The 26,673-nt window shown below is 48.4% G+C and carries 23 protein-coding genes and 1 pseudogene; 1 reads left to right on the top strand and 23 read right to left on the bottom strand.

What is annotated here, in order from left to right:
* Positions 1-60: 60 nt before the first annotated feature.
* The 20 genes and pseudogenes from H7F26_RS08750 to H7F26_RS08650 all read right to left on the bottom strand — a co-directional run bounded on the left by H7F26_RS08750 (position 61) and on the right by H7F26_RS08650 (position 21,319).
* Entirely contained in the window at positions 61-2,139 is a 2,079-nt protein-coding gene (locus H7F26_RS08750; protein WP_003179031.1) for a BglG family transcription antiterminator, read from the bottom strand.
* 278 nt (positions 2,140-2,417) lie between these two features.
* Complete coding sequence (locus H7F26_RS08745) at positions 2,418-3,557, bottom strand: mannitol-1-phosphate 5-dehydrogenase (RefSeq protein WP_003179029.1); 1,140 nt, start codon at positions 3,555-3,557, stop codon at positions 2,418-2,420.
* On the bottom strand, positions 3,554-3,994 hold the full coding sequence (locus H7F26_RS08740; RefSeq protein WP_003179027.1) for a PTS mannitol transporter subunit IIA: 441 nt from the start codon (positions 3,992-3,994) through the stop codon (positions 3,554-3,556). Before H7F26_RS08740 ends, H7F26_RS08745 begins: the two co-directional genes overlap by 4 nt.
* Before the next feature lie 66 nt (positions 3,995-4,060).
* Positions 4,061-5,485, bottom strand: coding sequence for a PTS mannitol transporter subunit IIBC (locus H7F26_RS08735; protein ID WP_003179025.1), 1,425 nt, complete (start codon positions 5,483-5,485; stop codon positions 4,061-4,063).
* A gap of 244 nt (positions 5,486-5,729) precedes the next feature.
* Positions 5,730-6,368: a GDSL-type esterase/lipase family protein gene (locus H7F26_RS08730; RefSeq protein WP_011197556.1), complete on the bottom strand. Its 639-nt coding sequence runs from the start codon at positions 6,366-6,368 to the stop codon at positions 5,730-5,732.
* A gap of 88 nt (positions 6,369-6,456) precedes the next feature.
* On the bottom strand, positions 6,457-7,206 hold the full coding sequence (locus tag H7F26_RS08725) for an IclR family transcriptional regulator (protein ID WP_003179022.1): 750 nt from the start codon (positions 7,204-7,206) through the stop codon (positions 6,457-6,459).
* A gap of 31 nt (positions 7,207-7,237) precedes the next feature.
* Positions 7,238-8,251, bottom strand: a complete 1,014-nt coding sequence (locus H7F26_RS08720) for a 5-oxoprolinase subunit C family protein (protein WP_003179020.1) — start codon at positions 8,249-8,251, stop codon at positions 7,238-7,240.
* On the bottom strand, positions 8,248-8,958 hold the full coding sequence (pxpB, locus tag H7F26_RS08715) for a 5-oxoprolinase subunit PxpB (protein ID WP_044051830.1): 711 nt from the start codon (positions 8,956-8,958) through the stop codon (positions 8,248-8,250). Before pxpB ends, H7F26_RS08720 begins: the two co-directional genes overlap by 4 nt.
* Positions 8,959-9,059: 101 nt before the next feature.
* A complete protein-coding gene (locus H7F26_RS08710; RefSeq protein WP_085959542.1) occupies positions 9,060-9,833 on the bottom strand; it encodes a putative hydro-lyase in 774 nt (257 codons plus the stop codon).
* 20 nt (positions 9,834-9,853) lie between these two features.
* The gene (locus H7F26_RS08705) at positions 9,854-11,065 is read right to left on the bottom strand and encodes an NRAMP family divalent metal transporter (RefSeq protein WP_003179015.1); all 1,212 of its coding nucleotides are present in this window, start codon (positions 11,063-11,065) and stop codon (positions 9,854-9,856) included.
* A 24-nt stretch (positions 11,066-11,089) separates the two neighbouring features.
* Complete coding sequence (gene pxpA / locus H7F26_RS08700) at positions 11,090-11,851, bottom strand: 5-oxoprolinase subunit PxpA (RefSeq protein ID WP_003179013.1); 762 nt, start codon at positions 11,849-11,851, stop codon at positions 11,090-11,092.
* A gap of 286 nt (positions 11,852-12,137) precedes the next feature.
* Entirely contained in the window at positions 12,138-12,893 is a 756-nt protein-coding gene (locus H7F26_RS08695; RefSeq protein ID WP_003179011.1) for a Cof-type HAD-IIB family hydrolase, read from the bottom strand.
* Between the two features lie 74 nt (positions 12,894-12,967).
* On the bottom strand, positions 12,968-13,918 hold the full coding sequence (locus tag H7F26_RS08690; RefSeq protein ID WP_003179009.1) for a transketolase family protein: 951 nt from the start codon (positions 13,916-13,918) through the stop codon (positions 12,968-12,970).
* Positions 13,915-14,757: a transketolase gene (locus H7F26_RS08685; protein WP_011197555.1), complete on the bottom strand. Its 843-nt coding sequence runs from the start codon at positions 14,755-14,757 to the stop codon at positions 13,915-13,917. Before H7F26_RS08685 ends, H7F26_RS08690 begins: the two co-directional genes overlap by 4 nt.
* A 14-nt stretch (positions 14,758-14,771) precedes the next feature.
* Positions 14,772-16,145 carry a PTS ascorbate transporter subunit IIC gene (locus H7F26_RS08680; RefSeq protein ID WP_003179004.1) on the bottom strand — a complete coding sequence of 458 codons (1,374 nt, stop codon included), beginning with the start codon at positions 16,143-16,145 and terminating at the stop codon, positions 14,772-14,774.
* A gap of 23 nt (positions 16,146-16,168) precedes the next feature.
* Positions 16,169-16,450 (bottom strand): PTS sugar transporter subunit IIB, encoded by a 282-nt coding sequence (locus H7F26_RS08675; RefSeq protein ID WP_003179002.1) that lies wholly within the window; start codon positions 16,448-16,450, stop codon positions 16,169-16,171.
* A gap of 16 nt (positions 16,451-16,466) precedes the next feature.
* Complete coding sequence (locus tag H7F26_RS08670) at positions 16,467-18,518, bottom strand: BglG family transcription antiterminator (RefSeq protein WP_003179000.1); 2,052 nt, start codon at positions 18,516-18,518, stop codon at positions 16,467-16,469.
* Positions 18,519-18,683: 165 nt separating this feature from the next.
* Positions 18,684-19,151, bottom strand: coding sequence for a tRNA (N6-threonylcarbamoyladenosine(37)-N6)-methyltransferase TrmO (gene tsaA, locus H7F26_RS08665; protein ID WP_003178998.1), 468 nt, complete (start codon positions 19,149-19,151; stop codon positions 18,684-18,686).
* A pseudogene (locus H7F26_RS21910) lies at positions 19,148-19,560 on the bottom strand (3-hydroxyacyl-ACP dehydratase FabZ family protein). Before H7F26_RS21910 ends, tsaA begins: the two are co-directional and overlap by 4 nt.
* Before the next feature lie 118 nt (positions 19,561-19,678).
* Positions 19,679-21,319, bottom strand: a complete 1,641-nt coding sequence (locus tag H7F26_RS08650) for an SLC13 family permease (protein ID WP_009330168.1) — start codon at positions 21,317-21,319, stop codon at positions 19,679-19,681.
* 228 nt (positions 21,320-21,547) lie between these two features.
* Here H7F26_RS08650 and H7F26_RS08645 point away from each other — a divergent pair, with 228 nt between their 5' ends.
* Positions 21,548-22,228, top strand: coding sequence for a GntR family transcriptional regulator (locus tag H7F26_RS08645; RefSeq protein ID WP_003178989.1), 681 nt, complete (start codon positions 21,548-21,550; stop codon positions 22,226-22,228).
* A gap of 25 nt (positions 22,229-22,253) precedes the next feature.
* Here the strand turns inward: H7F26_RS08645 and cobA are convergent, their stop codons facing one another.
* The 3 genes from cobA to nirB all read right to left on the bottom strand — a co-directional run bounded on the left by cobA (position 22,254) and on the right by nirB (position 26,603).
* On the bottom strand, positions 22,254-23,714 hold the full coding sequence (cobA, locus tag H7F26_RS08640; protein ID WP_009330169.1) for a uroporphyrinogen-III C-methyltransferase: 1,461 nt from the start codon (positions 23,712-23,714) through the stop codon (positions 22,254-22,256).
* A gap of 117 nt (positions 23,715-23,831) precedes the next feature.
* Complete coding sequence (gene nirD / locus H7F26_RS08635; protein WP_061565960.1) at positions 23,832-24,152, bottom strand: nitrite reductase small subunit NirD; 321 nt, start codon at positions 24,150-24,152, stop codon at positions 23,832-23,834.
* Positions 24,153-24,182: 30 nt separating this feature from the next.
* Positions 24,183-26,603 (bottom strand): nitrite reductase large subunit NirB, encoded by a 2,421-nt coding sequence (gene nirB, locus H7F26_RS08630; RefSeq protein ID WP_003178981.1) that lies wholly within the window; start codon positions 26,601-26,603, stop codon positions 24,183-24,185.
* Positions 26,604-26,673: the final 70 nt, after the last annotated feature.

The following is a 26,673-nucleotide window of genomic DNA, read 5'->3' as shown; positions in this document are numbered from 1 at the left end:
TTGTTTAAACATGACCATGTGCGATAAAAATGAAGAAAGCCCCGGGTTAACCCGGGGCTCTCACCACTCTTTATCCTGTATAAACCGGTGAAACAGCACGTTCAGCATGCCGTACAGCTGCTCGCGGTCTCCGGTCTGGTATGCTTTTATGCTCTCATCACTTTCTATCATCGAAGAGCTGATGAAGCTCAGAATCTCGGAACCTTCCGGAGACAGATCGGCCGGCGCCAGCATGATGAGCATCCGCATCATCTTCATGGCGCTTCCGTCCATCCCTTTGATCTCGAACGGTTTGGACAGATCATAAGCTTTAAAGAGGGGAACCGCGGCCGCTTCACTTTTTAAATGAAACAGCGCGAAGGTTGTTCCGGGAATTCCGAGGCCACCCTGTGCTTCTCTTTTCATCAGTCCATCCGCCATCTGCCCTGCATCCTTAACCAGGCCTTGATCTTCCAGGGTTCCGCAAATCCGTTTGACCGTATGTTCCAGGCTTGATTCAGCTTCCATCGTTTCAACCGTAAAATGGCTCAGTATATGTTGAATGCCGGCCGCGTAATGGCCGATTTTCCGCGCAATCTGAAGCATATCTGGAAACGGCTCCGGTTTTTTGGGCGCCATCCGCTTTTTCCGAAGGATGAGCGGGATTTTTCGGGTGAGCTGGTGTTTGATCTGTTTCACATCTTCCGTGTCAAGGAGCGGACTGACGGTGACGCAGTCAATGTTTTCATATGGGATCGGCACGGTTGAAACGATGATGTCAAAGGCATCAGTGTTTTTCGTCTTCAGTTCCATCAGAGAGGATATCTCAAAGGAAGCGATTTCAGGAAGCTCTTTTTTCAACCGCGAGGCCAGCATCTTTGATGAACCGATTCCGCTCGAACAAATCACGAGCGCGTTGATGTCTACTTTTTGTTTGCTCATCTCAAGCGCCGATCCAAAGTGAAGGACGATAAAAGCAATTTCTTCATCTGGAAACCGGATTTCCGGGAAAAATATTTCGACGCCTTCCTCTATGGCCATATATAGGAGAAAATAATCTTTTTTGACCTGCTCTGTTAACGGATTATGCACCGACATCTTTTCTTTGATCCGGATGATCGCCGGTTCAAGGTGGGCGATTAATCCTTCATAAAGCGAATGATTGCCGGTTAAATTCATGCCCGTTTTTTGCGAGATGAAATCGATCAGCTTTTTCGTTCTGAGCGCAGTATCCAGCTCGATATCTTCCGCTCTGTAGTCGATTTTGAAGCTTTTGTTGGCGCTTCTTAAATGCATCGTAATATACCCCGCCTCAGCTTCGGGTATCTTCACGTGAAACGCATCTTCAAGCGCCTTTGCAAGCGCAAGCGCCAGTTCAAACTCTTTCGTACGCTTCAGATCCGTCAATTCTTCTTCATTCATATTGATCATTTCACCGAGCTGTATCCGCTCGATCGCAAACGTCAAGTGGACGACCAGAGCGATGTATGCACTGTCGGAAAGAGAAAGTCCATACTTTTCTTTCATCTGAAACAGCACTTTTTCCGCTTTCAGCAATTTCCCCCGGCTGACGACACCGAATATTTTCTCCGGCGCTTCGTTCTTGCCTTTAATATTCATTTCGATCGTTTCCAGAAACTGCTGAACATCGAGCTTGTCGGCCATCAAGTTTCCGACGATTTTCCGCTTGGCGTCCTCCGGCCCCCTCAGCTCTATACCGTAGCCTCTTTTTCTGATCAGCGAAAGGCCGAATGGAGCGATCCACTTCTCCAGCTCGTCAAGATCGTTGCTGATCGTTGCCGCCGTCACCTGCAAGTCATGGGCAATTGTATAAAGCTTGATCGGCTCTCCCGTTTCAAGCATCGCGCATAAAATCAAAAGCTTTCGTTCATCGGCACTGTATTCGACATGACTGTCCCGGGACAGATCTTCAAGAAGCCGCTGTTTGTCTCTGTAGGCTCCGACCAGTTTCAAGCCTTTTCCCGGCTGCTTATCAAGCTGAAGCCTGTACTTGTCCAGAACGGATTTAACCGCTTTGAGCTCGCGGTGGACCGTTCTTGTGCTGACTTCTATATAGCCGGCAATTTCATTGACTTTGACATAACGGTTTTGATGCAAAAGGTATTTCATTAGTTTTTGTTCCCTTGCTGTCATATACATAAAACGCCGCCTCCGGTGTTGTCGTTTTTGCGGGGGGGGGGGTGAAAGGGGTTCCGGCGGTTGAAACGGTATCCCTATCATAAAACGCTGTCAAAAAATCTTCAATTCAAACTAATTAATTTTTTATTAAAATCTGTGCAAATACTTTTCAAGAAGTGAAGAAACATCAGCTCACAGCTGATGTTTCTAGATTAGGTTGCATCTGCGCCGCCCTGTTCATACATTCTGTTTTCGGCAGCCCCCGCCCGGCTGCCGCCCTCTCCCGATTCTATCTAAAGCTATGCTTTCAAATGGCTGATTACCAGTTTGAATAAAGAATGATCCTCTTCGAGTCCGCATACGTCGCGAAGCACGCCGGCATAGCCTTTTTCAGCGATCATGCTTTGAAGCTGAACGGCTTCCGGATCATCGGCACAATCAAACTGCAGCGCCAGGGCAATGCCTTCTGCAAGGCGGACAGGTTCAAAGCCGAGATCGCAAAGCTTCCGGGCCGGGCCGACAAGACGGTCATCCCTGCCAAGCTTGCGAAGCGGCGACCTGGCCACACGGGTGACATCGTCTGACAGGCATTCATTCTCAAAGCGGCCGATAATTTTTGTCATATATGCCCGGTGCTCTTCCTGTGTAAAATCGTATGTTTGGACAAGGTACCGGCCTGTTTCTTCTAGCGCGCCTGCCACCGTTTGGCGGACCTCCGGATGATGAATGGCGTCTTTTATCGTCTTCAAACCTTTCTTATAGCCGGCATACGCCGCCATGGCGTGTCCGGTATTGACCGTAAACAGCTTTCTTTCGATGAATGGCGCAAGATCCGCTACATATGTCACACCTTCAATATCCGGCACTTTTCCGGCGAATTCCGTTTGATCAACGGCCCATTCGAAAAAAGGCTCCACCGTTACTTTCAACGGATCATCATGGTGCTGGATCGGCACGATTCTGTCGACTGCCGAGTTCGGAAAGCCGACTGAATCGCTGATTGCGGCGCGCTCCGTTTCAGTTAAGCGGGCGAAAATTTCCTCGCGAAGATGAGCGCTGCCCCCGATCATATTCTCGCAAGCTATAATATTTAAAGGCTGCTTGTTTATTTTCATCCGACGCTTCAAACCTTCTGCAATCGGCTCTGCGATCAATTTAAGCACCGCCGGGCCTACCGCTGTGGTGACAAGGTCGGCTTTCGCTATCAAATCATACAATTCGTCAAGCTGGGTCGCACTGTTGATCGCCCGGACCGGTCCGATCGTTTCCTGCTTCCTTCCGGCATCGGCCATTTCGACGGTATAGCGGCCCTTATCGTTCAGTTCATTGATCACGGCATCATTTACATCGGCGAACACGACATCATACCCCGATTTGCAGAGCAAGGCTCCGATAAATCCGCGGCCGATGTTCCCCGCACCGAAATGCAGTGCAATCATACCTGGTCACCTTCTTCAAAAACCGCCATTAACTCGTCTTCATTTTTCGCATTGATGATCCGTTCGACATTGTCCGCTTCTGAGCAGACAATCGCAATCTTTGACAAAATCTCCAAATGCTCATCATTTTTTCCGGCAATGCCAAAGATCACTTTAGCAATATTGCCATCGCCGTATTCGACACCTTCCGGAAGCTGGATAACGGATATTCCGGAATGAAGAACATCCTGCTTGCTGTCTTCCGTACCATGCGGAATGGCGATTGCGTTCCCCATGTAAGTGGAAGTGAGGCCTTCCCTCTCCAACATTTTCTCGATATAATCCGCGGTAACATAGCCGGCGTCAACCAGCGCCTTTCCGGCCAGTCTGATCGCTTCTTCCTGCGTTGCGGCAGATTGATTGAGATGAATGTTTTCTTTTGCAAGTACTGGTTTCATTGGGAAATCACTCTCTTTCATACATGTTGTGTGAGCCTGATTTTCAGGCTCACGGGTTCTCAAACTTTACTTTTTAAGCTGATTGATCAGTTCGTCGTATTTTGGACTGTTAAGGAAGTTTTCCACCGATATGTGTCTGGCGCTTGGAAGCTTCGCTTTTGCGCGTTCCGTTAAGTCTTTATGCGTGATGACGATATCGGCATCTTCCGGCAGATTATTGATCGATGTATTGGATACGTCGATATCGAGTTCTGCTTTTTTGACTTTGTTTTTCAAAATTGATGCCCCCATCGCACTGGAGCCCATTCCGGCATCACACGCGAAGATGATCTTGCTGACATTTTCGTACGGAGCCGCTGATTCTTCCGCTTCGTCAGCCGAAGTCAATGCAGAAACGGCCTGGCTCTTCTTGCCTTTCATTTGCTGCATTTTTTCCGCCGCGGCCGTCAAATCTTCTTCGCCGGCTTTAGACGTTTTCAAAATCAAAGAAGCTACAATGAATGAAACGACTGCTGCGACGAGAACACCAAGGATCACGCCGATGTGGTTGCCTTTCGGCGTCATCGCCAGCACCGCAATAATACTTCCAGGTGAAGGAACAGCCGCAAGCCCCGCATTAAAGATGGAAAACGTCAGCACACCGCTCGCTCCGCCCGCTATTGCAGCCAGGATTAACAGCGGTTTCATCAGAATGTAAGGGAAATAAATTTCGTGAATACCGCCTAGGAAATGGATCACTGCAGCGCCCGGAGCGGTCTGCTTTGATGTGCCTCTTCCGAAAATCATGTAAGCTAAAAGAATCCCGAGACCAGGGCCTGGGTTCGCCTCTAAAAGGAATAAAATTGATTTTCCTGTCTGGGCGGCCTGCTCAATACCAATCGGGCTCAAAATACCGTGGTTGATCGCATTGTTAAGGAAAAGAACTTTCGCAGGCTCTACAAAAATACTTGCGAGCGGAAGCAGATTCGCATTGACGATCACTTCCACGCCGGCCGCCAATGTTTTGTTTAAGCCGAGCACCACCGGACCGATTGCAAGAAAGCCGAGCACCGCCAGAATGAAGCCGAGAATTCCGGCTGTAAAGTTGTTGATCAGCATTTCAAATCCGGAACGGACCTTATCTTTGAAAAGCCTGTCCGTCAGTTTCATCAGGTAGCCGCCCAGCGGCCCCATGATCATCGCGCCGAGGAACATCGGAATGTCCGCGCCGACGATAACGCCGATCGCTGCAGTCGCACCGACGACGCCTCCGCGGTGATCGTACACCATCTTACCGCCCGTGTATCCAATCAAGAGCGGCAGCAAAAATTTGATCATTGGATCAACCAATGAAGCAAGCGCTTCATTCGGCATCCATCCCGTCGGAATAAACAATGCGGTAATGATCCCCCATGCGATAAATGCACCGATATTCGGCATGATCATTCCGCTCAAATAGCTTCCGAAACGTTGAATCTTTACTTTGAAATCTTGATTTTGTCTATCTTCCATTTCATAACCCTCCTTTGTTGTCCTTTAAAGCCTGTGATAAAAAAATGATGTCGAATAATGTCGGCTCCCTGTTTCTATATTAAAACGCTTACAGATGACTGCTCAATCGAAAGAAAACGGCACTTTGGCAGGAGCCGTGTGACAAAATTTAATAGTTTCATTTTTTAGTCTGTTTTCGGCTGCTCGCTGAAGAATTGCATAAAAAAAGACCATTCCTGATTGGAATGGTCTTTCTTCATCATATTCAGCCCTCCAGCCGCCCGTAGCCCGCCGCTCTCAGCTTTTCCGACATCGCTTCATACCCTCTGCTGCTTGGATGCACACGGTCAATTGACAAATATTCTTTTTCGCGTCCTTTAAAGACAGCATAAGTATCGATCACCTTGATTTGCGGAGCGGACTCTAGCTGCTTTAAGTGCCTGTTAAAGCCGGAAATCCATTTGTCCGCTAATTCGATTGACGGAAATGGGTTGTATAAATTGAGAAGCCGGACGAGATAACGCGTATCTTTTTCTCCCTTTATTTCTCTGATCTTCTCAAGCATGCCTGAGTAGTTTTTCTGACAGTGGGAGGAAGCTTCCAAAAAGACGTGTTCATCCTTTTCTTTTTCATATATCTCCAGCGATTGCAGAAGATCATTTCCGCAGCCCGTTATCGTGATGACGTCCGCTTTTTTGACCTGTTCCATGATGAAAGGCTCGTTCAGCATCGCTAAAATTTCCGACGTCTCAAGACCGGATTTCGCAAATACAATCAAAGAAACTTCTTCGTTCAAATCCTCTTCCATTTTCCTTTTATAGCGCTGTACAAATCCCGGCTCAAACAAACCTGCACCGACCCCGACGGTTAAAGAGTCGCCGAGAGCCGTATATTGAAGCGTCATATCCTTTCCCCCTCCGATATGCCGTTTTTTCGCGGCAGCTACCATATATGTACTCGGCAGAGGCTCGAAAGGATACTTTTCTTTTTTCCTAAAAACCTAATTTTCTCGAGATGTCAAGCGCCGCCTTTTTCACTCTTTCGGTCAAATAAGGAAGACGGTCTTTCTGAAAGCGGGCTTCAAACCCGGCGATGCTGATCCCAGCTGCGACTTCGCGCTTATGATTGAAAATCGGCGCGGCAATCGCGGAGGTGTAGTCTTCGAGCTCCGAATGACTGACCGTGCAGCCGCTCCGGTACGACTCGTCCACAATGCGGATCAGCTCAGCCTTGTCCCGGATCGTGCCGGAAGCGATCGGCACCAGCTCTGTTTGCTCGATATAGGCATCCCGCTCCTCTTCAGGCAAAAACGTCAGAATGCTTCTCGCACAGGCTCCGGCATATAAAGGGGACCGCCTCCCGATCGCTGTATAGAGGCGAACGGTCTGCGTGCCCTCAATTTTTTCTATATACATTGCTTCATTTCCCTGCCTTACAATTAAATGGACGGCTTCATCCACGTCATCGCGGAGTTCTTCCATGATGGGCAGAGCGATTTTTCGAATATCAAGCCTTTCTGAAACAAGGTGGCCGTATTGCAAAAACAGCAGTCCTAAGCTATACATCCCGTTCTCGTCGCGGTCGAGAAAACCCATTTCTTCGAGAGAACAAACCATGCGGTAGACAGATGTTTTCGGCATGCCTGTCAGCTCAATCATGTCGCCCAGCGAGAGCCTTTCTCTCGTCAGGAACAGATTGAGCAGGGTCATGGCTTTGACGACTGTTTTGTTTTTATGTTCCATGCCTTCCCCCTCCTGATACACATCACACCTATCATAACATGTATTCAAGCTTCAATCGGGCAGAAAGTTCGCTGATTTTCGTCTCCCGTTCGATGTAAACGCGCTCTGCTTCCTGAAGGCTGACAAGCTGAAACTGCACCTGCTCGCCCGGCATCATCTGCGTGACCTGAGAAAAATCAGCTGATGCGATATGGGCGATTCTCGGGTATCCGCCCGCTGTCTGCCTGTCTGCGAGAAGAACGATCGGATTGCCGTCGGGCGGCACTTGAATCGTTCCGAATGATACCGCTTCAGAGATCATTTCCAGAGGCTGAGTGAGTTCGAGCGCCTCTCCTTGAAGACGGTACCCCATCCGGTCGGATTTAGCCGTCACCCGGAATGGACCCGCGAAAAAGCGCTCTTGTGATGATGAGGTAAAGCAAGCAAACTGATCGCCTTTGATGACACGAATGACCGGGTTCTTTTTTAGCGGGAGAAAATATTTGCGGTCGACAGCCCACTTCGGAGCCGCAAAGCCCCGTTCTTTGCCCTCGTCTGCGAGCTTTCTGTGCAGCGCTTCCGACAACGGCGTCGGGCTGCCTAGCGATAACACGTCTCCCTTTTGAAGCGCCCTTCCTTGAAAGCCGCCGAGTCCTGCTCTGACATATGTGCTTTTGCTTTCCATTACAGGCGGCACATCAATTCCCCCGGCCACTGCCATATATGCACGGCTTCCGCGCTTGCACATGCCGAATGTCAACACGCTGCCCTCTTTGATGAAAACCGGGCGCCAAAGCGGGACTTCTTCGTCATTTACCATCAGTGAAAAGTCAGCGCCCGTCACCGCTATAAGAGCAGGTTTTTGAAAGCGGAGAGACGGCCCCGGCCCCATCAGCGTCACTTCAAGCGCAGCTTCGTTCTGGCTGTTCCCCGCGAGCAGATTGGCAATCCGCAAAGAATCGGCATCCATGGCACCGCTGACAAGCACGCCGTATTTTTGAAAACCTGTGCGGCCCAAGTCTTGAACCGTTGTCATCAGACCCGGCTTTAACACTTCTATGCTCAAGATTTCCCCTCCTTCAGCGCGTGATACTCCTCTTCTGTCACGCTGACAAATTTCACGATATCCCCTGCTCTCAGAAGGCTCGGAGGCTGTTCATAAGGCTTGAATAATTCAAGCGGCGTATTGCCGATCAGCTGCCAGCCGCCCGGCGTTGAAAGGGGATAGACGCCTGTTTGCATGCCGGCTATTCCGACTGAACCGGCGGGAATCGAAGTCCGAGGAGATGACCGCCGCGGTGCGGCTATCTTTTCAGACATTCCGCCTAGGTAAGGGAAGCCCGGCGCAAAGCCGATCATATAAACGAGGTACTCACCCGAGGTGTGAATATCGATGACTTCCTGTGCAGTCAGGCCGTTGATGTCGGCCACTTCCTCCAAATCAGGGCCGAAACGGCCGCCGTAACAAACCGGAATTTCCACCGTGCGCTGATCTGTCTCTTCTTCCATTGTGAGCTCTTGGAGATGATGGTCGAGGAGGGCTTTTACCTTTTCATACGGAGAATCAACAGCCTTGCCGCTCTCCATCTTGCGGTATACTTCAAATGGCTGATAGAAAACGGTCACACTCGTGAAAGCCGGCACACACTCAATAAAACCGGGAAACGGATCGTTTTCAATCCGCTTTGTCAGCGCGCTGACGACACGGTGCGTCTGTTCGCTTATCCCCTCTCCAAGCTGGATGATAACCGCGGAGTCGCCGAGCGGAGACATTGTCGCATTCGAAAGATTTTTCAATTCTGTTTCACCTTGCCTTTCATCCCCTTAAATTAAAAATCAATACAGATAAACCGCTCTGTATTGATTTTGAAATCCTATAACACACCAAATTGTTCATCCCGAACATCGGTAACCAGCATATGGCCGGGCGAATGCGTAATCATCAGCTCCGGCCTTGCGTGCATTGCGACTGCCTGAGGGGTGACGCCGCAAGCCCAGAATACCGGAACTTCCCCTTTTTTTATCGTTACCGCATCGCCGAAATCGGGTTTTGCGATGTCTGTTATACCGATGGCTTCTGGACTGCCGATATGGACAGGCCCTCCGTGAACGGCGGGAAGCCTTGATGTAACCTGAACGGCTCGCACCGCCTGCTCTTCCGGAACCGGCCTCATGCTGACGACCATAGGCCCTTGAAAACGGCCTGCCGGGACACAAGGAATATTCGTTTGATACATCGGGACATTTCGCTTTTCTTCAATGTGTCTGACAGGGATTCCGTTATTCATTAACGCTTGTTCGAACGTAAAGCTGCAGCCGATTAAAAAACCGACCATGTCGTCTTCCCATAAAGAAGAGATATCTGTCACTTCATCCGCCAATTCGCCACGCTTGTATACGCGGTATTTTGGAAAATCGGTGCGGATATCAGCGTCCGGCGCCGTGATGGACGGAACCGGAGATCCGGGGTCCGTGACATCAAGAATCGGACACGGCTTTTGATTGCGCTGGCAAAACAGCAAGAACTCAAAAGCGAGCTCTTTTTTCAAAATCACCAGGTTTGCCTGGGTAAAACCCCCGGCCATGCCGGCTGTCGGACCCGTTATTTCCCCTTTTCGAATCAGAGCCCTGACTTCGTCAGGACGCATTTCATTTACATGCAACGAGATCATCCCCATAACTTAGGAATTTCATTGATTAACGTATAGCCTCCCATGATGGCCATGACAATAACGACCAGAATGCCCGGAATTGTAAGCCAGATCGGATGCCTGTAGTCGCCGATGACATTCTTCTTATGCGCGCCGATTAAAAGGGAGCCTAGTGCGATCGGCAAGATTAAGCCGTTTAATGCGCCGGCAAGAACGAGAAGGTTGACCGGCTTTCCAATTGTTACAAAGCAAAGCGTTGATACAATAATAAAGACAATTATAATGCCGCGTGAATTCTTTTCGATTTTCGGAGAAAACGTTTTAAAGAATGATACCGACGTATAAGCAGCACCGATCACGGATGTAATAGCAGCGCTCCACATGACGAGGCCGAAGATTTTGTATCCGACATTTCCTGCGGCATGCTGGAATACTGATGCCGGCGGATTATCCGGATTAATCTGCATACCTTTTGATACGACGCCAAGTACGGCAAGGAAAAGCGCAATCCTCATGACAGACGTGATCAAAATGCCGGAAACAGAGCTTTTCGTTACTTCAGGGATCGCATCCTTCCCTTTAACACCCGCATCAAGCAATCGGTGTCCGCCGGCAAATGTAATGTATCCGCCGACCGTACCGCCGACAAGCGTTATAATCGCAAGATAATCAATGTTATCAGGCATGACCGTCTTCGTTATCGCTTCCCCTACCGGAGGTCCGGTGGTGACAGCGACGTACACCGTCAGTAAAATCATGACAAAGCCTGCGATCAGCGTAAACCGGTCCATCGCTTTTCCCGCTTCTTTAATGACAAAGATCAAAATCGCGATGACGGCGCTGATGATGGCTCCCATCTGCGGCGAAATGCCGAATAAAACCTGCATGCCGAGACCGGCGCCTCCGATATTGCCGATGTTGAAGGCAAGCCCGCCCAGAACGACAAGAAAGGCGATAAAATAGCCGAGTCCCGGTAAGACGAGGTTGGCGATTTCCTGCCCTCTTTTTTCAGAAACCGCAATAATTCTCCACACATTGGTTTGGGCGAAAATATCTAAAATGATGGAAACGAGGATGACAAAGCCGAAGCTTGCGGCCAAAGATTGTGTAAATACTGTGGTTTGTGTTAAAAATCCCGGACCGATTGCAGATGTGGCCATTAAAAAAGCGGCGCCCAAAAGCAACGTCCAGTTGCCTGCCGGCGCTTTTGTTTTTTTATTTTGTTTCAAATGGTATTCCTCCTTTTGTCAACATCATGTAGAAAAAGCTTGTACTTTAATATCTGCTGCTCTGAGTTCGCGGCGGATTTTTTTCGCAAACTGAAGCGCGTGTGCACCATCACCGTGAATGCACACCGTATCTGCTTTAAGGATGACATCCGTTCCCTGCAGGCTGCGGACCTTGCCTTCTTTCACCATGCGGATCACCTGGCCGACGGCTTCATCGTCATCTTGAATCAGCGCATCATTCTGGCGGCGGGAAGTCAGCGTTCCGTCTTCTTGATATGTACGGTCGGCGAAAACTTCGTGAGCCGTTTTTAAACCGGCTCTTTCACCGGCAAGCACAAGTTCGCTTCCCGCCAAACCGAATAAAATCAGTTCCGGGTCTGTTTGATAAACTGCGCGCGCGATCGCATCCGACAGTTCCCGGCTTTGCGCAGCCATATTATATAGTGCGCCATGGGGTTTCACATGCTGCATGGTCACGCCTTCAGCCTTTAGAAATCCTGAAAGCGCACCGATTTGATACACGACAAGATCGTATGCTTCTTCAGGCGTGATCGCCATATTGCGGCGCCCGAATCCCGCTAAATCGGGAAGTCCCGGATGCGCGCCGATTTTCACGCCTTTTTCCGCCGCCATTTTGACGGTTTTGCGCATGACGCCAGGGTCTCCCGCATGAAATCCGCAAGCGATGTTGGCTGATGTAACAAACTCGAGAATCTCCTCATCCAGCCCGATTTTATAAGCGCCGAAGCTTTCTCCAAGATCGCAGTTTAAATCAACTTGATTCATCAAATCCCCCCTATATATTGATGCACATTCGGTCGAATTTTAGTATATCCCTCGTTTTGTTCCGATTTTCGGAACATTAATTCCGAATAATCAAACTTGAATTGATTATATCAAGGATTTGCCCGCTTGGCATCATATTGTTAGGAAACCTCACATAAAATAAATCGTTATACCTAAAAACTTTAGCTGATAAACCTGATTTCACAAGGTTTTTCAGCTTGCTTCAGTCCATGAATATTTTTTATTTTGCACAAAAAAAAGAGCCGCAAATCGGCTCTTTTTTCGGCTAGGACAATACCCAATGCCTGATCGCCTTTGCGACTCCGTGTTCGATATTGGAATCTGTAATCCAGTCCGCGGTTTCTTTGACGATTTCCTGGGCGTTCCCCATGGCAACGCCTAAACCGGCTTCTTTGATCATGGCGATATCATTTAAACTGTCTCCGACCGCCATCACATGTTCCATCGTAAAGCCGAGGCGCTCGCACACTTTTGCCAAAGCGGCCGCTTTATTGATCCCGATGGCATTGACTTCAATATTGGTCGGGCTTGAATTGGTGACTTCCAATTCTTTGTTCTTTTTCAGCTCTTCCAGGACCCGGTTTCTGACGTCGTCATCCGGAATATCAAAGCCGAATTTCAGCCATTCATACGCTTGTATATCCTCAGGAAACTCGCCTCTCCACACTTTATCGACACTGGCGGCCCAGAAATCGGTGTTGTGCAGATTGCGCAAATCCCACATCATTTGGACATGATCGGGATGAAGCAGCTGGCGCTCGACCAGGTTGAAAGACGAATCCCAGATTTCACTGCCATTTGCCGTGATCAAAAAAGAAGACAGTTCGAGCGACTCCGCCAACTCCCGGCACGTCATCAGCGTCCGCCCGGTGCTAAGCACGACATAAACCCCTTTTTCCTCAGCTTCTTTAATCGCTTTTCTGTTTTCATCAGAAATGGTTTGTTCGTCATTTAACAGTGTTCCATCCATATCCAGAGCTACTAGCTTCACATCGATTCGATTTCTTTGACTGACTGACACGATATTTAAGATACCTCCACTTTTTTTAGGCTTTTATCTATTCTAATATAAAAATCGGCCAGGACAAAGAAATCTTAAACGAGCTGTTCCGCCGCCAGTGCAATGTGTTCTGCGGTCAAACGGTAAGATTTTTTCAAATAATCGATTGTCCCGACCTGCCCGAAGGCTTCATGAACCCCGATTCTTTTAAGCGGCGCGGGATAATGTTCACTCAGCACTTCCGCAACTGCGCTTCCCAATCCGCCTATGACATTATGGTTTTCAGCCGTGACAATCGCATTCGTTTTTTGTGCATAACGAACCACCGTTTCTTGATCAATCGGCTTGATGCAATACATATCGATCACTGCTGCATCGATTCCTTTTTCTTTTAGCAGTTCAGCCGCCTGCAAAGCTTCGGCGACCATGATGCCGCTGGCAAACAGCGCCGCATCGCTGCCATCTTTGAGAACTTTTGCTTTTCCGTCTGCGAATGTTTCGTGTTCATCATAAAGCCTGACAGCCTTTTTTCTGATCGTCCTGATATAGTGAATGCCGTACTCTGCCGCAGCCTTTTTGATCAAAAATTTGAGCATTGCCGCATCGCTTGCTTCATAAACAAAGGCGTTTGGGATCAGCCGGGCGAGTCCCAAATCTTCAAAGGCCATATGGGTTCCGCCGTTATGTTCAGCCGTAATTCCCGAATCTGATCCGAGAATCTTAATGTTTGTTTTGGCATATGCACCTGAAACAAACAGCTGGTCAAAACAGCGTCTTGTCGCAAACTGAGCGAACGTGTGAACAAACGGGATTCTTCCGGTTAACGAAAGCCCGGCCGCAATCCCTATCATATTGGCTTCCATGACACCGCAATTGATCACTTGCTCGGGAATGCGCCGTTTGACTTTGTCCATGGAGATCGAGCTCATCAAATCCGCTTCCAAGGCCACGATGTCCGTGTTTTCTTGAGCCAGTTCATAAACGGCTGAGCTGTATGCCTGCCTCATTTCAACAGCGTCCAGCTCTACATTTGCCGCCTCATTCATGCCCTCACTTCCTTTTCTTCAAGCGTCAAAATGATCCTTTCGATCATGCGGTTTTGCTCTTCATTTGCTCTAATGTGGTGGCTGTTCTCCATTTTTTCAAAATAAGGGATGCCCTTTCCCTTCACCGTATCAAGGATGACGGCAACCGGCCTTTCCCGCTGGGCTTCGCCTCTTTTGACCGCACGATAAATCGCTTCCGGTTCGTGTCCGTTTACCCTTTCGGAATAAAACCCGAAGGCTCTAAATTTGCTGACAAAATCCAGCGGATCGATAATCTCTTTCGTCGGGCCGTCCAGCTGTTGTTTATTATCATCCACAAACACATAAAGATTGCGGAGCTTATGGTGCGCCGCAAATTGGATCGCTTCCCAGCATTGGCCTTCGTTCAGCTCCCCGTCGCCGACAATGACAAAGGTGCGGTTAGCGCGTCCTGAAAGCTTGTGCGACAGCGCGACTCCTGCTGCAGCCGAGATCCCCTGGCCCAGCGACCCGGTCGTCATATCGACTCCCGGTGTTAAATTTCGGTCAGGGTGCGACGGAAGAGCTGTGCCGTTTTGGTTTAGCGTATAGAGCACATCTTCTTCAAAATAGCCGGAAAGATGAAGCGCTGCATATAAGGCGGGGCCGCCGTGCCCTTTTGAAAGGATAAAGAAGTCCCGATCTTCCCACGACGGATTGGCAGGATCTATTTTCATCACCTTTCCATACAAAACGGCCAACACATCGGCGATTGACAAGCTGCCACCATAATGTCCAAAGCCGAGGTGATGAAGCTGTTTCAATGTCAGCAGCCTGATTTGATCACGAAAACGCTCCATATCGATTTCCCTTACTGACATCATTGCCCACTCCTTTATGCTTCGACTTTCTGATCTGGCTTTTCCGCCTTTCCGCGTTTAAAGCCGAACAAGACTGCGCCAACCACTACCGCTGCGATTCCAATTACAACGCCTCCAGATCCCAGCAGTTTCACCGCATGCCCAAGCACGATTCCTGTTGCGGCAAAATCGGTATCGGAAAATGTCGTATTGGCAAAGCCTAAATCACCCATGACCGGCAGCAGGAACACAGGGAAAAACGTGATAATCAGACCGTTGACAAAAGACCCCAAGACCGCTCCCCGTATCCCCCCTGCAGCGTTTCCGAAGACGCCGGCCGAAGCTCCTGTGAAAAAGTGGGGAACCACTCCGGGAAGAACGATGACGGCTCCGGCCGCTCCGAGAATCAGCATGCCGGTGATGCCGCCAATGAAGCTGCAAAAAAAGCCGATTAATACGGCGTTTGGCGCGTACGGAAAAATGATCGGACAATCCAGTGCCGGCTTGGAATCCGGTACGAGTTTGTCAGATATGCCTTTAAAAGCCGGAACGATCTCCGCGAGCACGAGTCTGACTCCCGAAAGAATAATAAACACCCCTGCCGCAAATGTGACCGCTTGAATAACGGAGAAGACAAGATAATGCGTACCGCCGCTCAACTCGCGCTCCACATAGCCCGCCCCTGCAAATAAGGCAATCAAAACGTACAAGATGGTCATAGTGAGCGCAATGCTGACAGAGCTGTCCCTTAAAAATCCGAGGCCGTTTGGAAACCGGATTTTTTCAGTTGAGCGCGAGCCCTTGCCTGCCGCTTTGCCGATTAACCCGGACACAGCGTAACCGATTGAAGAAAAATGGCCGAACGCGACCTTATCATTGCCGGTTATCTTTTTCATAAAAGGCTGAACCATCGCCGGAAACAAACTCATTGTCAAGCCGAGCGAAACAGCTCCGACGCCGATCAAAAACGGGCCCTTCAAACCCGCCACCGCCAGTATAACGGCGATTAAACATGCCATATACAATGTGTGATGCCCGGTCAAAAAAATGTATTTTAATCTGGTAAAACGGGCAATTAAGATGTTGGACAGCATCCCGAAAAACATGATCAGCGCTGTTGCCGTCCCGTATTCATTGAGCGCCATCGCGACAATCGCTTCATTGTTCGGAACGACGCCGTTCACATGAAAGGCGGCTTGAAACATCTTTCCGAACGGCTCAAGCGAGCCAACAAGGATGCCCGCCCCGGCTGAAATCACGATAAAGCCTAAAAACGATTTGGTCGTCCCTTTCACAATTTCATTGGCAGGCTTTTTTTGAAGCAGAAGACCGATAAGAGAAATGGCTGCAATTAATACAGCCGGCTGGCTTAACACATCCATCATCAGCTTTAGCGCTCTTTCACCCATTTGCAGTTCCTCCTTTTCTGTGATTAAAGCACTCCTTTTTCCTGCAATGTTTTAACCAGTTTTGTTTTCAGTTCATCCATGTCTATAATGCTTTCAAGCACGACGATATCGCGCAGGTGGGCCGCTCCTTCCGCGATATCTTTGGCAACGACAAACAAATCCGCTTGATCAGGAGACGCTGAACTCAAATCCGAATGATCCACCTCGATCTCCATTAACCCCATTTCCTGCAAAATATCCTTAATATTCATTTCCAGCATAAAACTGCTTCCGAGTCCTGATCCGCAAACTGCCAATATCTTCATATTATCCCTCCTGTTTTTAATTGGATGAATAGGCTTCGATTAAACGTTTGATATGCTCCAACGACTCGGTTTCCTTTAAGGAATCCTGATTTTCTTTATTGCTGAGAAGCCGGGTCAGTTGGGAAAGTGCTTTCAGATGTGTCGTATGGTCAACCGCCGCAATGCAAAACAAAAGCCTTACCGGATACTGCTCATCATCCAAAAAATAGACCGGCTCCTTCAGTTTCAGGAGACTCATTCCCACCTTTTGGACGCCCTTTTCAGGTCTTGCATGAGGGATGGCAATCTCGGGGCCGATAATCATATAAGGTCCCATCGTTTTGACATTGTCGATCATGGCATCCGTGTATTCCTTCAAGATCACCTCCTTATCAAGCAAAGGCTTTGCCGCTGTTTGAATCGCTTCTTCCCAGCCTTTGATTTGGTCGGCCATTTGAATGGTTTCATCTGTCAGAAGATCTTTCAGCACTGGTCGTTTCCCCCTTGTTTCCGTCACTTTTTGAACAAATGCAATATTTTTCAATGATTCTCTTAGTCCTTTTTCATCTATGATTTTGGCGTGCTTCTTGAGGATGTGAAGAAATTCGTCTGTCAAAAGCTCCCTTTGCTTCACACCGAACATTTCCTGATACACTTCATTGACAAGCCTGCTTTTTTCAGCGGGCGTCATCAGCGGCCTGACCATGTAGTATCGCTTTTTGGTTTTCAGCTCAACGGTGGAAAACACGGCATCATAATGATCAAAGACGTCAGGTGTGAATTCCTGCAAAGACATCGCTTTCTCAACGACAATCTCTGAAAATAACGATTCAAGCTGGCGCCTGACCATTAAGGATGAGCTGACACCGCTCGGACAGACGACGACTGCCGTCTTTTTGGATGACCCGGACTGCACCGGCTGCTCAAGCAATGCACCAAAATGAATTGTGATAAAGCCGATTTCTTCCTCTGGAACCGGTTTGTTCAACAGCGCTTCAAGGTGCCGCATCAGCTTTTGAACGATGGTAAACAGTTCTTTATGCTCTTTCTTAATTTTGCTGAGCAAGGGATTGTGAATCGGAATGCGGTATTTCATTCTGAAATATGCCGGCTTCAAGTGCCGGTAAAGAGATTCCGCCACCTCGCGCCTCCTGGGAAATGTGATGCATGCTCTTGATTCAAATTCAAATACAAGTTTTTCACACAGCTGATAAAGCGGATCATGCGCCGGCTGCTGTCCGAATGAAAGACCGAGCAGCTGGATCAAAATGTAGCAAAGTTCCGTTTCATGAACGGGAATCCGAAGCTCATTCACAAGCCTTACGGCTGCGTTTTTCAGCGGACTTTGCTTTAAAAGCTCACCCTCCTCCTGGTGAAAACGGACAATTTTTCCTTCGGCCACTCTGATCGAATACATCATCAGAAAGTAGATAAATTCATTAAGCCTTTCTTCGACGAGTTGAAGCCCGTATTCTTTTGAGACAAGTTCAACCGCTCTTTTAAATTCTTGTTGTTTGTGATCGCGCGAGCCGGAAATTTTTAAAATATAATGAAGGATTTCTTTGCCGTAAGGCTTTTGCAGGAAAGAAGAAAGGTGGTGCATGACGGGAACTCTTTTATCAAACTCGCTTCCTATTAAATGATAGCCGCGCTGTCTTGTATATTTGATCGCCACTAAAAACGGAGTCAGCGCCTCATTCGCTTTTTTCACATCATTCATGACCGTATTTTTGCTGACCTGCAATAGCTGTGTCAGATGAGCGGATGAAATCGGCTCCCTGCGGACAAACAGAAACATGTACAAGGCCTTGATCCGCTCTTCCTGCGTAAAAATAAACGAGCGGCCGATGTCTGAACAGGCTTCGGAGAACCGCAATTCAAGCAATGTTTCCGGAACGGCCAGCCTGTTCTTTCTTTTATATTCGATTTCAGGCAGCTGCTTGCCGGTCAGCCAATGATTGATTTTGTCCAGGTCATAGCAGATTTGCCGTTTCGATAATTGAAAATGATCAATCAGCTGATGCATTGTCGCCTCTCTGACACGCAGCAAATATTGGAGCAATTGAGCAGGACGTTTCTCGTTGATCATTTTTGCGACCCCCTTATTGACATCATATAATAAAGCGCTTTCATTTTGTTTGCCGATTGGGCACAATTCATGGGACTTCCGATCTTCAAGATTGGTCTGATATCCTTCTTTTTTATCGTATAAGCATGAAAAAACCTCTCAGAAGGTGTTGAGAGGTTTTTTCTATCAATCAGCTGCATGCCAATATACTTTCATCAAATCTTCCGACCATTTCGGCTGTATGATTTGTCCTTTCGGGAGAAACTCTTTCATCACCGGTTTGATATCGATTACAGGTGTTCCGTCAATCGCATCCAACCCTTTCACTACAAGCTTGCTCCCGGATTTTTCAAGGAGGGTGACAACGGTCGCGCCGAGCCTGTTCGGCCTGTTTTTTCCCCGTTGGGCGAAAATGCCTGTCTCAGGATAGTTTTTATTGTTTCTCGGGCGCCTCGCCTTATATTGAATGTGTTCCTCTTTTACTTGATGAAAGTAAAAGATAATGTCCAAATGGGAAAATTCTTCGATCCCTTTTAAAGCGTCCGGATGGATGCCTTCAGCCAACTTAATTTCAGAAATCACATCGCCCCAATGATCATCCTTCGGGAAAGTCCGCAAGTTTTCCACAAACGCGACAGGCTTTATTTCTATCAATCTTCTCCCCCGCTTTCACTTTGCTCCATAAAAATTCCGATCTCTGCTTTCACTGCAGGTTTTCCGTTTACTGAGGCGGTTCCTTTGCCGAATAAAAACCCCCGTTTATAGCGGGAAACTTCAAAGTATAGATCAAGTTTGTCTCCCACAACGGCCTTGCCGGTGCATTCGGCTTTTTTCACCGAAGACAGAAAGCCGATTTCAGCCGGTTCTTTCAACGCAGTAAATGCTGCGGTCTGAGCCAGCGCTTCTATTAAGATGAAAATGGCATTTCCTTTTGATTTTCGGTGATGAACCAGTCGTTTTCCGTTATGAATTTATAGCCTTTCACCCATTTTCCCGGCTCACTCTCTACAACACAATCTATGAATAGAAATGGGTATCGATGCGGCAGTACAGGGTTGTTCATGCTGATCATCTTTTTTTTCAGCAGTTTCATTTTTTTCTCTTTTTAAATGGCTGCTGAACGATCAATTGCAAGCTTCACCATGACCAAAAGCCGGGGCTTAAGCTCCGGCTTCGCTTCATCAATTCGATTTCAGATTGTCGGGGAAGACGGTCAGATCTACTCCCCATAAATGCGGAAGAATGTAGAACACAGCTCCGACGATTAAAATTAGTGTGAAAATATTAATGACAAAGCCGGTTCGAACCATTTCGCTGATCTTCAATTTGCCCGATGCGAAAATAATTGCATTCGGCGGCGTGCCGACCGGCAGCATGAAGGCGCAGTTTGCCGCCATTGCAGCAGGCACCATTAATGCGTACGGATGAACATTCAGCGCTAAAGCGAGCGAGGCCAGTACAGGCAGAATCATGGTCGCCGTAGCCGTATTCGACGTAATCTCCGTCAAAAACAGCACCAATGCCGTTGAGATGATGACAATAACCACAAAGTTAAATCCATCCAATACCGTCAGCCTTCCGCCGATCCACTCCGCCAGACCCGTTTCTTTAAAACCTGTTGCGAGCGCCAAGCCTCCTCCGAATAAAAGGAGAATCCCCCACGGCAAGTCCTTCGATACCGACCAGTCCAATACCCTGCCCCCTTTATTGAGCGAAGGGATCAAGAAGAGCAATGAAGCGGCGAATATCGCAATCATTGTATCGTCAATACCCGGTATTTTGTCATCCCATAAAAACGTTCTCGTCACCCACATAAACGCGGCAAACCCGAAGACGAGCAGAACCATTGTTTCTTCAAAACTCATCTTTCCAAGCTTTCTTTTTTCTTCGAGAATCAATTCTTTTCCGCCCGGAAGCTCCTTCATCTTGATCGGATGCGCCACTTTCGTCAAGTACAGCCATACCGCTACAAGCAAAATGACGACGACCGGAACGGCAAAAGCCATCCATCCGCCGAAAGACACTTCAACTCCGTACAGCTTCTTAATATTGGCCGCCAAAATAATGTTCGGCGGCGTGCCGATCAGCGTACCGAGTCCGCCGATTGTCCCCGCATACCCGATGCTGAAGATCAGCGCTTTTGAAAATTTCGCCTCTTCTGCGGCTAAATCTTTTCTTTCAGACTTTATGACAGCTGATACCTGATGAATGATAGCGGTTCCAATTGGAAGCATCATCATCACAGCGGCCGTATTTGAGACCCACATAGACAAAAATCCTGTGGCCGCCATAAAACCGAGGACGATCCTCGAGGTGCTCGTGCCCACTACAGAAATAATATTGAGCGCAATCCGTTTATGGAGATTCCAACGTTCCATCGCAAGTGCAATCAAGAAGCCCCCTAAGAATAAAAAGACGATCGGATCGCCGTAGCTCGACGTGACAGCTGCCCCTTCCAGCGCCCCCGTCAGCGGAAGCAGCACGATCGGCAGCAATGATGCAGCCGGAATCGGAACAGCCTCCGTAATCCACCAAACCGCAACCCACAAAGTAGTCGCCAATACCATTCTACCTTCATAGCTCAGACCCTCGGGAAAAAAGAACAAAAGGACAGCGAAAAACAATGCAGGACCAAGCAGCAGCCCGATTTTTTGAGGCGTTTTATAGCTCGGCGGCTTCTCTTCCTTCATGGTTTGTTCCGAATTTATCTTTAAACCGGCATCTTTTCCCGCCCTGACAGGCATGGCGAACAAAAGCAGCCTCTTTGCTTCCCGGTGTGATCTCCAAAGCATATCCCATGCTGACACAACGCTTGATTTCATAAAAAACTCCCCCTTCCCCTCTAACGATAAAGCGCTTACAATAATAATCAAAAAGTAATCTGCCGACTGTCGACAGTTATAACTTAATTATAACGGACAGCTAATGGCAGTCAACACTTTTTTGTCACAAAATACTCAATATTATGGTAATTTTAGATTGATGGTATTTCTCTCTTTTTGCTAGACTATTAGTGATTTCCGCAGTGAAAAATAAACGAGGTGAACAGCGTGAAGTTTTCGATCCAACGTGCAGTCTCTTATCATGATCAAGTCCATCATTATTTAAAAGATATGATTATTAAAGGAGGATATCAGCCCGGCGAACGGATCTATGAATCCAAAATCGCCAAGGAGCTGCAAGTGAGCCGCAGCCCCGTCAGAGAGGCGATTCGGACACTTGAACAAGAAGGCCTGTTATTGATAGATGATAAATCAAAAATTACAGTTTATGAACCGACAATCAAAGATCTTGAAGAAATATACCAATGCCGTCAGGCGCTCGAATCCCTGGCCGTTTCTTTGGCGACTCGCCTTGCCTCTAATGAAACACTGGAGCTCATTTCCGAAACGCTCTCTGAGGCGCATAAGCACCAGAAAAGCCAAGGTCCGGAGTCGGCTAATGCTCTGCTTCGCCTAAATACGCAATTTCATGATGCCATCATCGAAGCGAGCGAAAACGAACGCCTGCAAAAACAGCTGCTTGATTTACGGTCGCTGACCTTTTTCTACCGGAGCAAAAACCTTGAAAAACCGGAGCGCACTCTTGAAATCATCAATCAGCACGAGGAGATTCTGCGTCACATGCAGGACAGAAATGACGCAAAAGCAGCCGAATCAATGAGGAAGCATATAGAGGCAGACCTTTGCTACTTAAAAGAGGTGTTGTTCAGAAGCAGTGCCGCACGCTAAAAAAGCAGGGTTCCCCCTGCTTTTTTCAGCTCTGACAGACAAATTCGGCTGTTCGGTTGATCTCTTTGATGACATCCGGCAGGCGATCGCGATCATTCACTGCATGAACGCGCTGAAACCCTACGGCTGCAGCTCTCTCCCCCGCTTCTTCAGTGAGGCAGAACGCCTGAAGACGGGCAGCCGTTTTTTCCGGATGGAGGCCGACTGTCTCCGCCTCGTTTACGAACAGCTCGACGCATGTTCGATTTGAAAACAACACTATATCAATAGGAAACTCATCAATTTCCCGTTTGATGATCGAGGTAAAGCGGCTGTCGATCACCCTGTCATGTGTAATCAATACCTCGCACCCGGAGTGCGGGTAATTTTGCACGGCTTCCCGGCTGCCGATCAGCAAACAGCTGCCCGAGACCGGCATTTCCGTTTGCAGAAAGGCTTCAAATCCCCGTTCTTCAAGAGCTGCTTTTACATGCTGATCTGAAGCGTAAAGCCTTCCGCGCATTTCCCTGACATCGATCTTCAAAGCAGCAAGCCGGCTGAAAAATCTGCGCAGTGACGCACTTGAGGTGAACAGCAGGCTGTCAAAACAAGCGATTCGACCTAAAAGTGCATCGTCAGGCACCGTTTCGGCCGAGTTCCATTTCGGCCATTCCACAACTTCAGCGCCTTGTTCACGAAGCGCCTCCACTGGAATTTGTTCTTCTTCACAGCTTTTGACTGCCATGATGTTCAGCCCGATCAAAGGCTTTTCTTCAAACCAGCTGTTCTGCCTGAATGATACGATGTCGCCGATGACGATAATCGCGGGATTTTTGATCTGATGCTCGGTTATTTTCTCCCTGATATTCTGCAATGTCCCTTTAACACTCCGCTGCCGGCCCCATGTGCCCCATTGGATGGCCATTGCGGGAACAAGGGGGGACTTGCCGTGTTTCATCAGCTGCTCGCATATATAACCAAGGTTTTTGATCCCCATGTAAAAGACGAGGGTTTGGACGCCCTTGGCCAGCCCTTCCCAATTCATCTCCGGTTTGCCCGATTTATCATGGGCGGTGACAACGGCAAAGGATGAAGCGAAATCGCGGTGGGTCACAGGCAGTCCGGCATAAAGAGGAGCGGCGATTCCCGATGTAATGCCTGGCACCATCTCGTACGGGATGCCGTGTTCGCTGACGGCGGCCGCTTCTTCCCCGACTCTGCCAAACACGCTCGGGTCTCCTCCTTTCAGCCGGACCACTTTGAGGCCTTTCAGCCCCTTTTCAATGAGCAGTGCATTGATTTCACTTTGCCTCATATAATGGCGGTCCGGGAGCTTGCCGCAGTAGACAAATTCGCATGATGCTTTTGCATGCTCAAGCAGCCGGGAATTGACGAGCCTGTCATACAATATGACATCCGCCGCCTCGATCAGCGTTCTTCCTTTTAATGTGATCAATCCTGAATCGCCCGGTCCGGCCCCGACAAAATAAACTTTCCCATTCCCCATCAACTGTCATCCTTCCATCTGCCGATTATGTGAACGCGTTTGTTTTTTTAATAAAGAGGGGTCACGTTCTGCGACCCTTAAGGCTTTTGAAATATTGCGTTTCGCTTGTTGCGCCGTTTAATAAACGATATACAAATCTTCGCCTTCAACGACCGTTTCGTATGTCTGCACACACCCCGTGTCAGGCTCTTGGACTTTGCCGTCTTCAAGGCTGATCTTCCAGTCGTGCATCGGACAGAAGACGAATTCGCCGCTTACCATTCCTTCGGCAAGCACGCCCCCTTTGTGGGGGCATCGGTTTTCAATCGCGCGGACGCTGCCGTTTGAAAGCTTGAATACCGCGATTTCCTTGTCCTTGATGAGCACTGTCTTCCCAAGCTGATTCGGCAAATCCCCGACCTTCGAAACAAACACCTTTGTTAAGTTCTTGTTCACCATGTGAATTCCTCCTCAAGTTGGTTTTTCATTTTAGGAAGTGACAACATTTTCGAATAGCTGTCTTGTTGTCTTTCCGTCTTCCAAAAAGTCTTTCCACGGGTCTTTATGGACAGACAGCGCTTGATTGATGCGGTCATTCAGCTCTTTGCGTTTTTCTTTATCATTCAATACGGATTGGACGTGGGACAAGCCGACACGTTCGATCCATGCAGATGTCCGCTCTAAATAGTTGGCTGTTTCACGATAGTATTGGAGATATGCGCCTGTGATTTCGATGACTTCTTCAGCCGTTTTGACTTTCATTAACAGATCGCCTGCACGCAGATGTGTGCCTCCGTTTCCGCCGACGTAAATTTCCCAGCCGCCGTCGATGCCGACAACGCCGATATCTTTAATGCCGGATTCAGCACAGTTTCTCGGACAAGCGGAAACCGCCATTTTAATTTTGTGAGGCGTGTAGAGCCCTTCAAATTTTTTCTCAAGGTCAATTCCGAGAGCCATTGAATCTTGCGTTCCGAAGCGGCAGAACTGTTCGCCTACGCACGTTTTTACGGTTCTGAGCGTTTTTCCGTAAGCAAATCCAGAAGGCATGTCAAGATCAGCCCATACTTTCGGAAGATCCTCTTTTTTGACGCCGATCAGATCGATCCGCTGGCCGCCGGTCATTTTCACTAGAGGAATTTCATATTTGTCGACGACATCGGCGATGCGCCGCAAGTCATTCGAATTGGTGACCCCGCCGTACATCCGCGGTACGACTGAATATGTGCCGTCTTTTTGAATGTTGGCGTGCATCCGTTCATTGACGAAGCGGGATTCTCTTTCATCTTCATATTCCTTCGGATTGATCATGCCGAGGTAGTAGTTAAGCGCAGGGCGGCATTTGGAACAGCCTTCCGCCGTTTTCCAGCCGAGCACGTTCATGACTTCTTTTGTATGGGTCAGCCCTTTTTCTCTGATTTCGGCCACGAGTTCGTCTCTTGAAAGGTCCGTACATCCGCAAATCGCTTCTTTTTGTGCTGAAGCATCAAATTCTGAGCCGAGCGTATGCTGGAGAATCTCTGCGACAAGCGGCTTACATCCTCCGCAAGAGCGCGATGCGCCTGTGCATGCTTTAATTTCATCCGTCGATGTGCATCCCTGCTCTTTGATCGCCTGAATGATCATTCCTTTCGAAACGCCGTTACAGCCGCACACGATCTCATCGTCGCTCATCGCAGCGGTCAAGCTCATGCCTTCTTCCTGATTCAAAGGCTGCAAGATTGAAATTTTTGAAGTATCAGAAATATCCGCTCCTTTTTGAATCATGGAAAACAGCCTGTTTCCTTCGCTGCTGTCTCCGAACAGTACGGCGCCGATCACCTGATTGCCGCGCAGAACGATTTTTTTGTAGATTCCGTCCTGTTCGTCAAACACTTTGAGCGCTTTTTTGTCTTCTCCGTCATCCTCATTAAAGTCACCGGCAGAAAAGACCTCAACACCGGAAACCTTCAGCTGGGTAGATAAAACAGATCCTTCATACGGAGCCGTTTCAACGCCGCAGATTTTTTTGGCAAGCACTTTTGCCTGTTCATAAAGAGGCGCGACAAGTCCGTAGGCAATGCCCCTATGCTCCGCGCATTCTCCGACAGCGTAAATGTTGGGAACTTCGGTCTCCATGTAATCATTGACGACGATTCCTCTGTTTACCGGAAGGCCGCAGTCTTTGCCGAGCTGAACGTTCGGCTTGATTCCGACCGCCATGACGACCAAATCGGCCTCAAGCGTTGAGCCGTCTTTGAATTTTAAGCCTTCGACACGTGTTTCTCCGTAAATTTCTTCGGTCTGCTTTTCCAGTAAAAATTTCATGCCCTGCTTTTCCAGCTCTTTTTGCAAAAGCCGTCCTGCGGCTGCATCAAGCTGACGCTCCATCAAATATGGCGCGAGGTGGACAACGGTAACATCCATGCCAAGGTTGAGAAGTCCGCGCGCTGCTTCCAGTCCCAGCAGCCCGCCGCCGATAACTGCTGCTTTTTTGTACGTTTTGGAAGCTTCGAGCATGATATCCGTATCCTTGATATCACGGAAAGCTGTTACACCTTCTTTATCCGCTCCGGGCAATGGCAGAATAAAAGGGAGAGAACCTGTCGCCAAAATCAGTTCATCATACGGCTGGACTCTTCCCGTATCCGTGATGACGGTTTTGGACTCCGGATCAACTTTAACGACTTCTTCACCTGTATACAGCTGAATGCCGTTTTCTTCATACCAATCCCAATCATTCAGTGTAATGTCCTTAACATCCGTATCTCCTTGAAGCACTTTGGAAAGAAGAATCCGGTTATAGTTTGGGTGCGGTTCGCTGCCGAAAATCGTGATCTGAAACTCTTCGTTTGAAATTTTAAGAATTTCTTCAATGGCCCTGACCCCGGCCATACCGTTCCCTACAAGGACAAGCTGCTTTTTTTTCACTATGATCCTCCCCTTTTTCAAAACAATTCACTATACGCCCTAAACAAGTATTCTATTTACATCTTTAAAA

Source organism: Bacillus sp. PAMC28748 (assembly GCF_014250415.1).
Taxonomy (GTDB): Bacteria; Bacillota; Bacilli; order Bacillales; family Bacillaceae; genus Bacillus; species Bacillus licheniformis.
Note: the sequence above shows the minus strand (reverse complement) of the source record. Positions and strands in the feature narration are given on the sequence as shown.

What these genes read in the sequence shown, in the direction of transcription:
- H7F26_RS08685 (WP_011197555.1), bottom strand. Translation starts at nt 14,757, where the DNA reads ATGTCAGTAAGGGAAATCGATATGGAGCGTTTTCGTGATCAAATCAGG.
- H7F26_RS08735 (WP_003179025.1), bottom strand. Translation starts at nt 5,485, where the DNA reads ATGGAAGATAGACAAAATCAAGATTTCAAAGTAAAGATTCAACGTTTC.
- pxpA (WP_003179013.1), bottom strand. Translation starts at nt 11,851, where the DNA reads ATGAATCAAGTTGATTTAAACTGCGATCTTGGAGAAAGCTTCGGCGCT.
- H7F26_RS08725 (WP_003179022.1), bottom strand. Translation starts at nt 7,206, where the DNA reads ATGGAACATAAAAACAAAACAGTCGTCAAAGCCATGACCCTGCTCAAT.
- H7F26_RS08680 (WP_003179004.1), bottom strand. Translation starts at nt 16,145, where the DNA reads ATGGGTGAAAGAGCGCTAAAGCTGATGATGGATGTGTTAAGCCAGCCG.
- pxpB (WP_044051830.1), bottom strand. Translation starts at nt 8,958, where the DNA reads ATGTCTCCGCTCGGCGACTCCGCGGTTATCATCCAGCTTGGAGAGGGG.
- H7F26_RS08690 (WP_003179009.1), bottom strand. Translation starts at nt 13,918, where the DNA reads ATGAATGAGGCGGCAAATGTAGAGCTGGACGCTGTTGAAATGAGGCAG.
- nirD (WP_061565960.1), bottom strand. Translation starts at nt 24,152, where the DNA reads ATGGTGAACAAGAACTTAACAAAGGTGTTTGTTTCGAAGGTCGGGGAT.
- H7F26_RS08675 (WP_003179002.1), bottom strand. Translation starts at nt 16,450, where the DNA reads ATGAAGATATTGGCAGTTTGCGGATCAGGACTCGGAAGCAGTTTTATG.
- cobA (WP_009330169.1), bottom strand. Translation starts at nt 23,714, where the DNA reads ATGGGGAATGGGAAAGTTTATTTTGTCGGGGCCGGACCGGGCGATTCA.
- H7F26_RS08750 (WP_003179031.1), bottom strand. Translation starts at nt 2,139, where the DNA reads ATGTATATGACAGCAAGGGAACAAAAACTAATGAAATACCTTTTGCAT.
- H7F26_RS08710 (WP_085959542.1), bottom strand. Translation starts at nt 9,833, where the DNA reads ATGCGTCCTGACGAAGTCAGGGCTCTGATTCGAAAAGGGGAAATAACG.
- H7F26_RS08745 (WP_003179029.1), bottom strand. Translation starts at nt 3,557, where the DNA reads ATGATTGCACTGCATTTCGGTGCGGGGAACATCGGCCGCGGATTTATC.
- H7F26_RS08670 (WP_003179000.1), bottom strand. Translation starts at nt 18,518, where the DNA reads ATGATCAACGAGAAACGTCCTGCTCAATTGCTCCAATATTTGCTGCGT.
- H7F26_RS08730 (WP_011197556.1), bottom strand. Translation starts at nt 6,368, where the DNA reads ATGACGCTTCAATATACGGCTCTCGGCGACTCTTTAACCGTCGGGGTC.
- H7F26_RS08650 (WP_009330168.1), bottom strand. Translation starts at nt 21,319, where the DNA reads ATGAAATCAAGCGTTGTGTCAGCATGGGATATGCTTTGGAGATCACAC.
- H7F26_RS08740 (WP_003179027.1), bottom strand. Translation starts at nt 3,994, where the DNA reads ATGAAACCAGTACTTGCAAAAGAAAACATTCATCTCAATCAATCTGCC.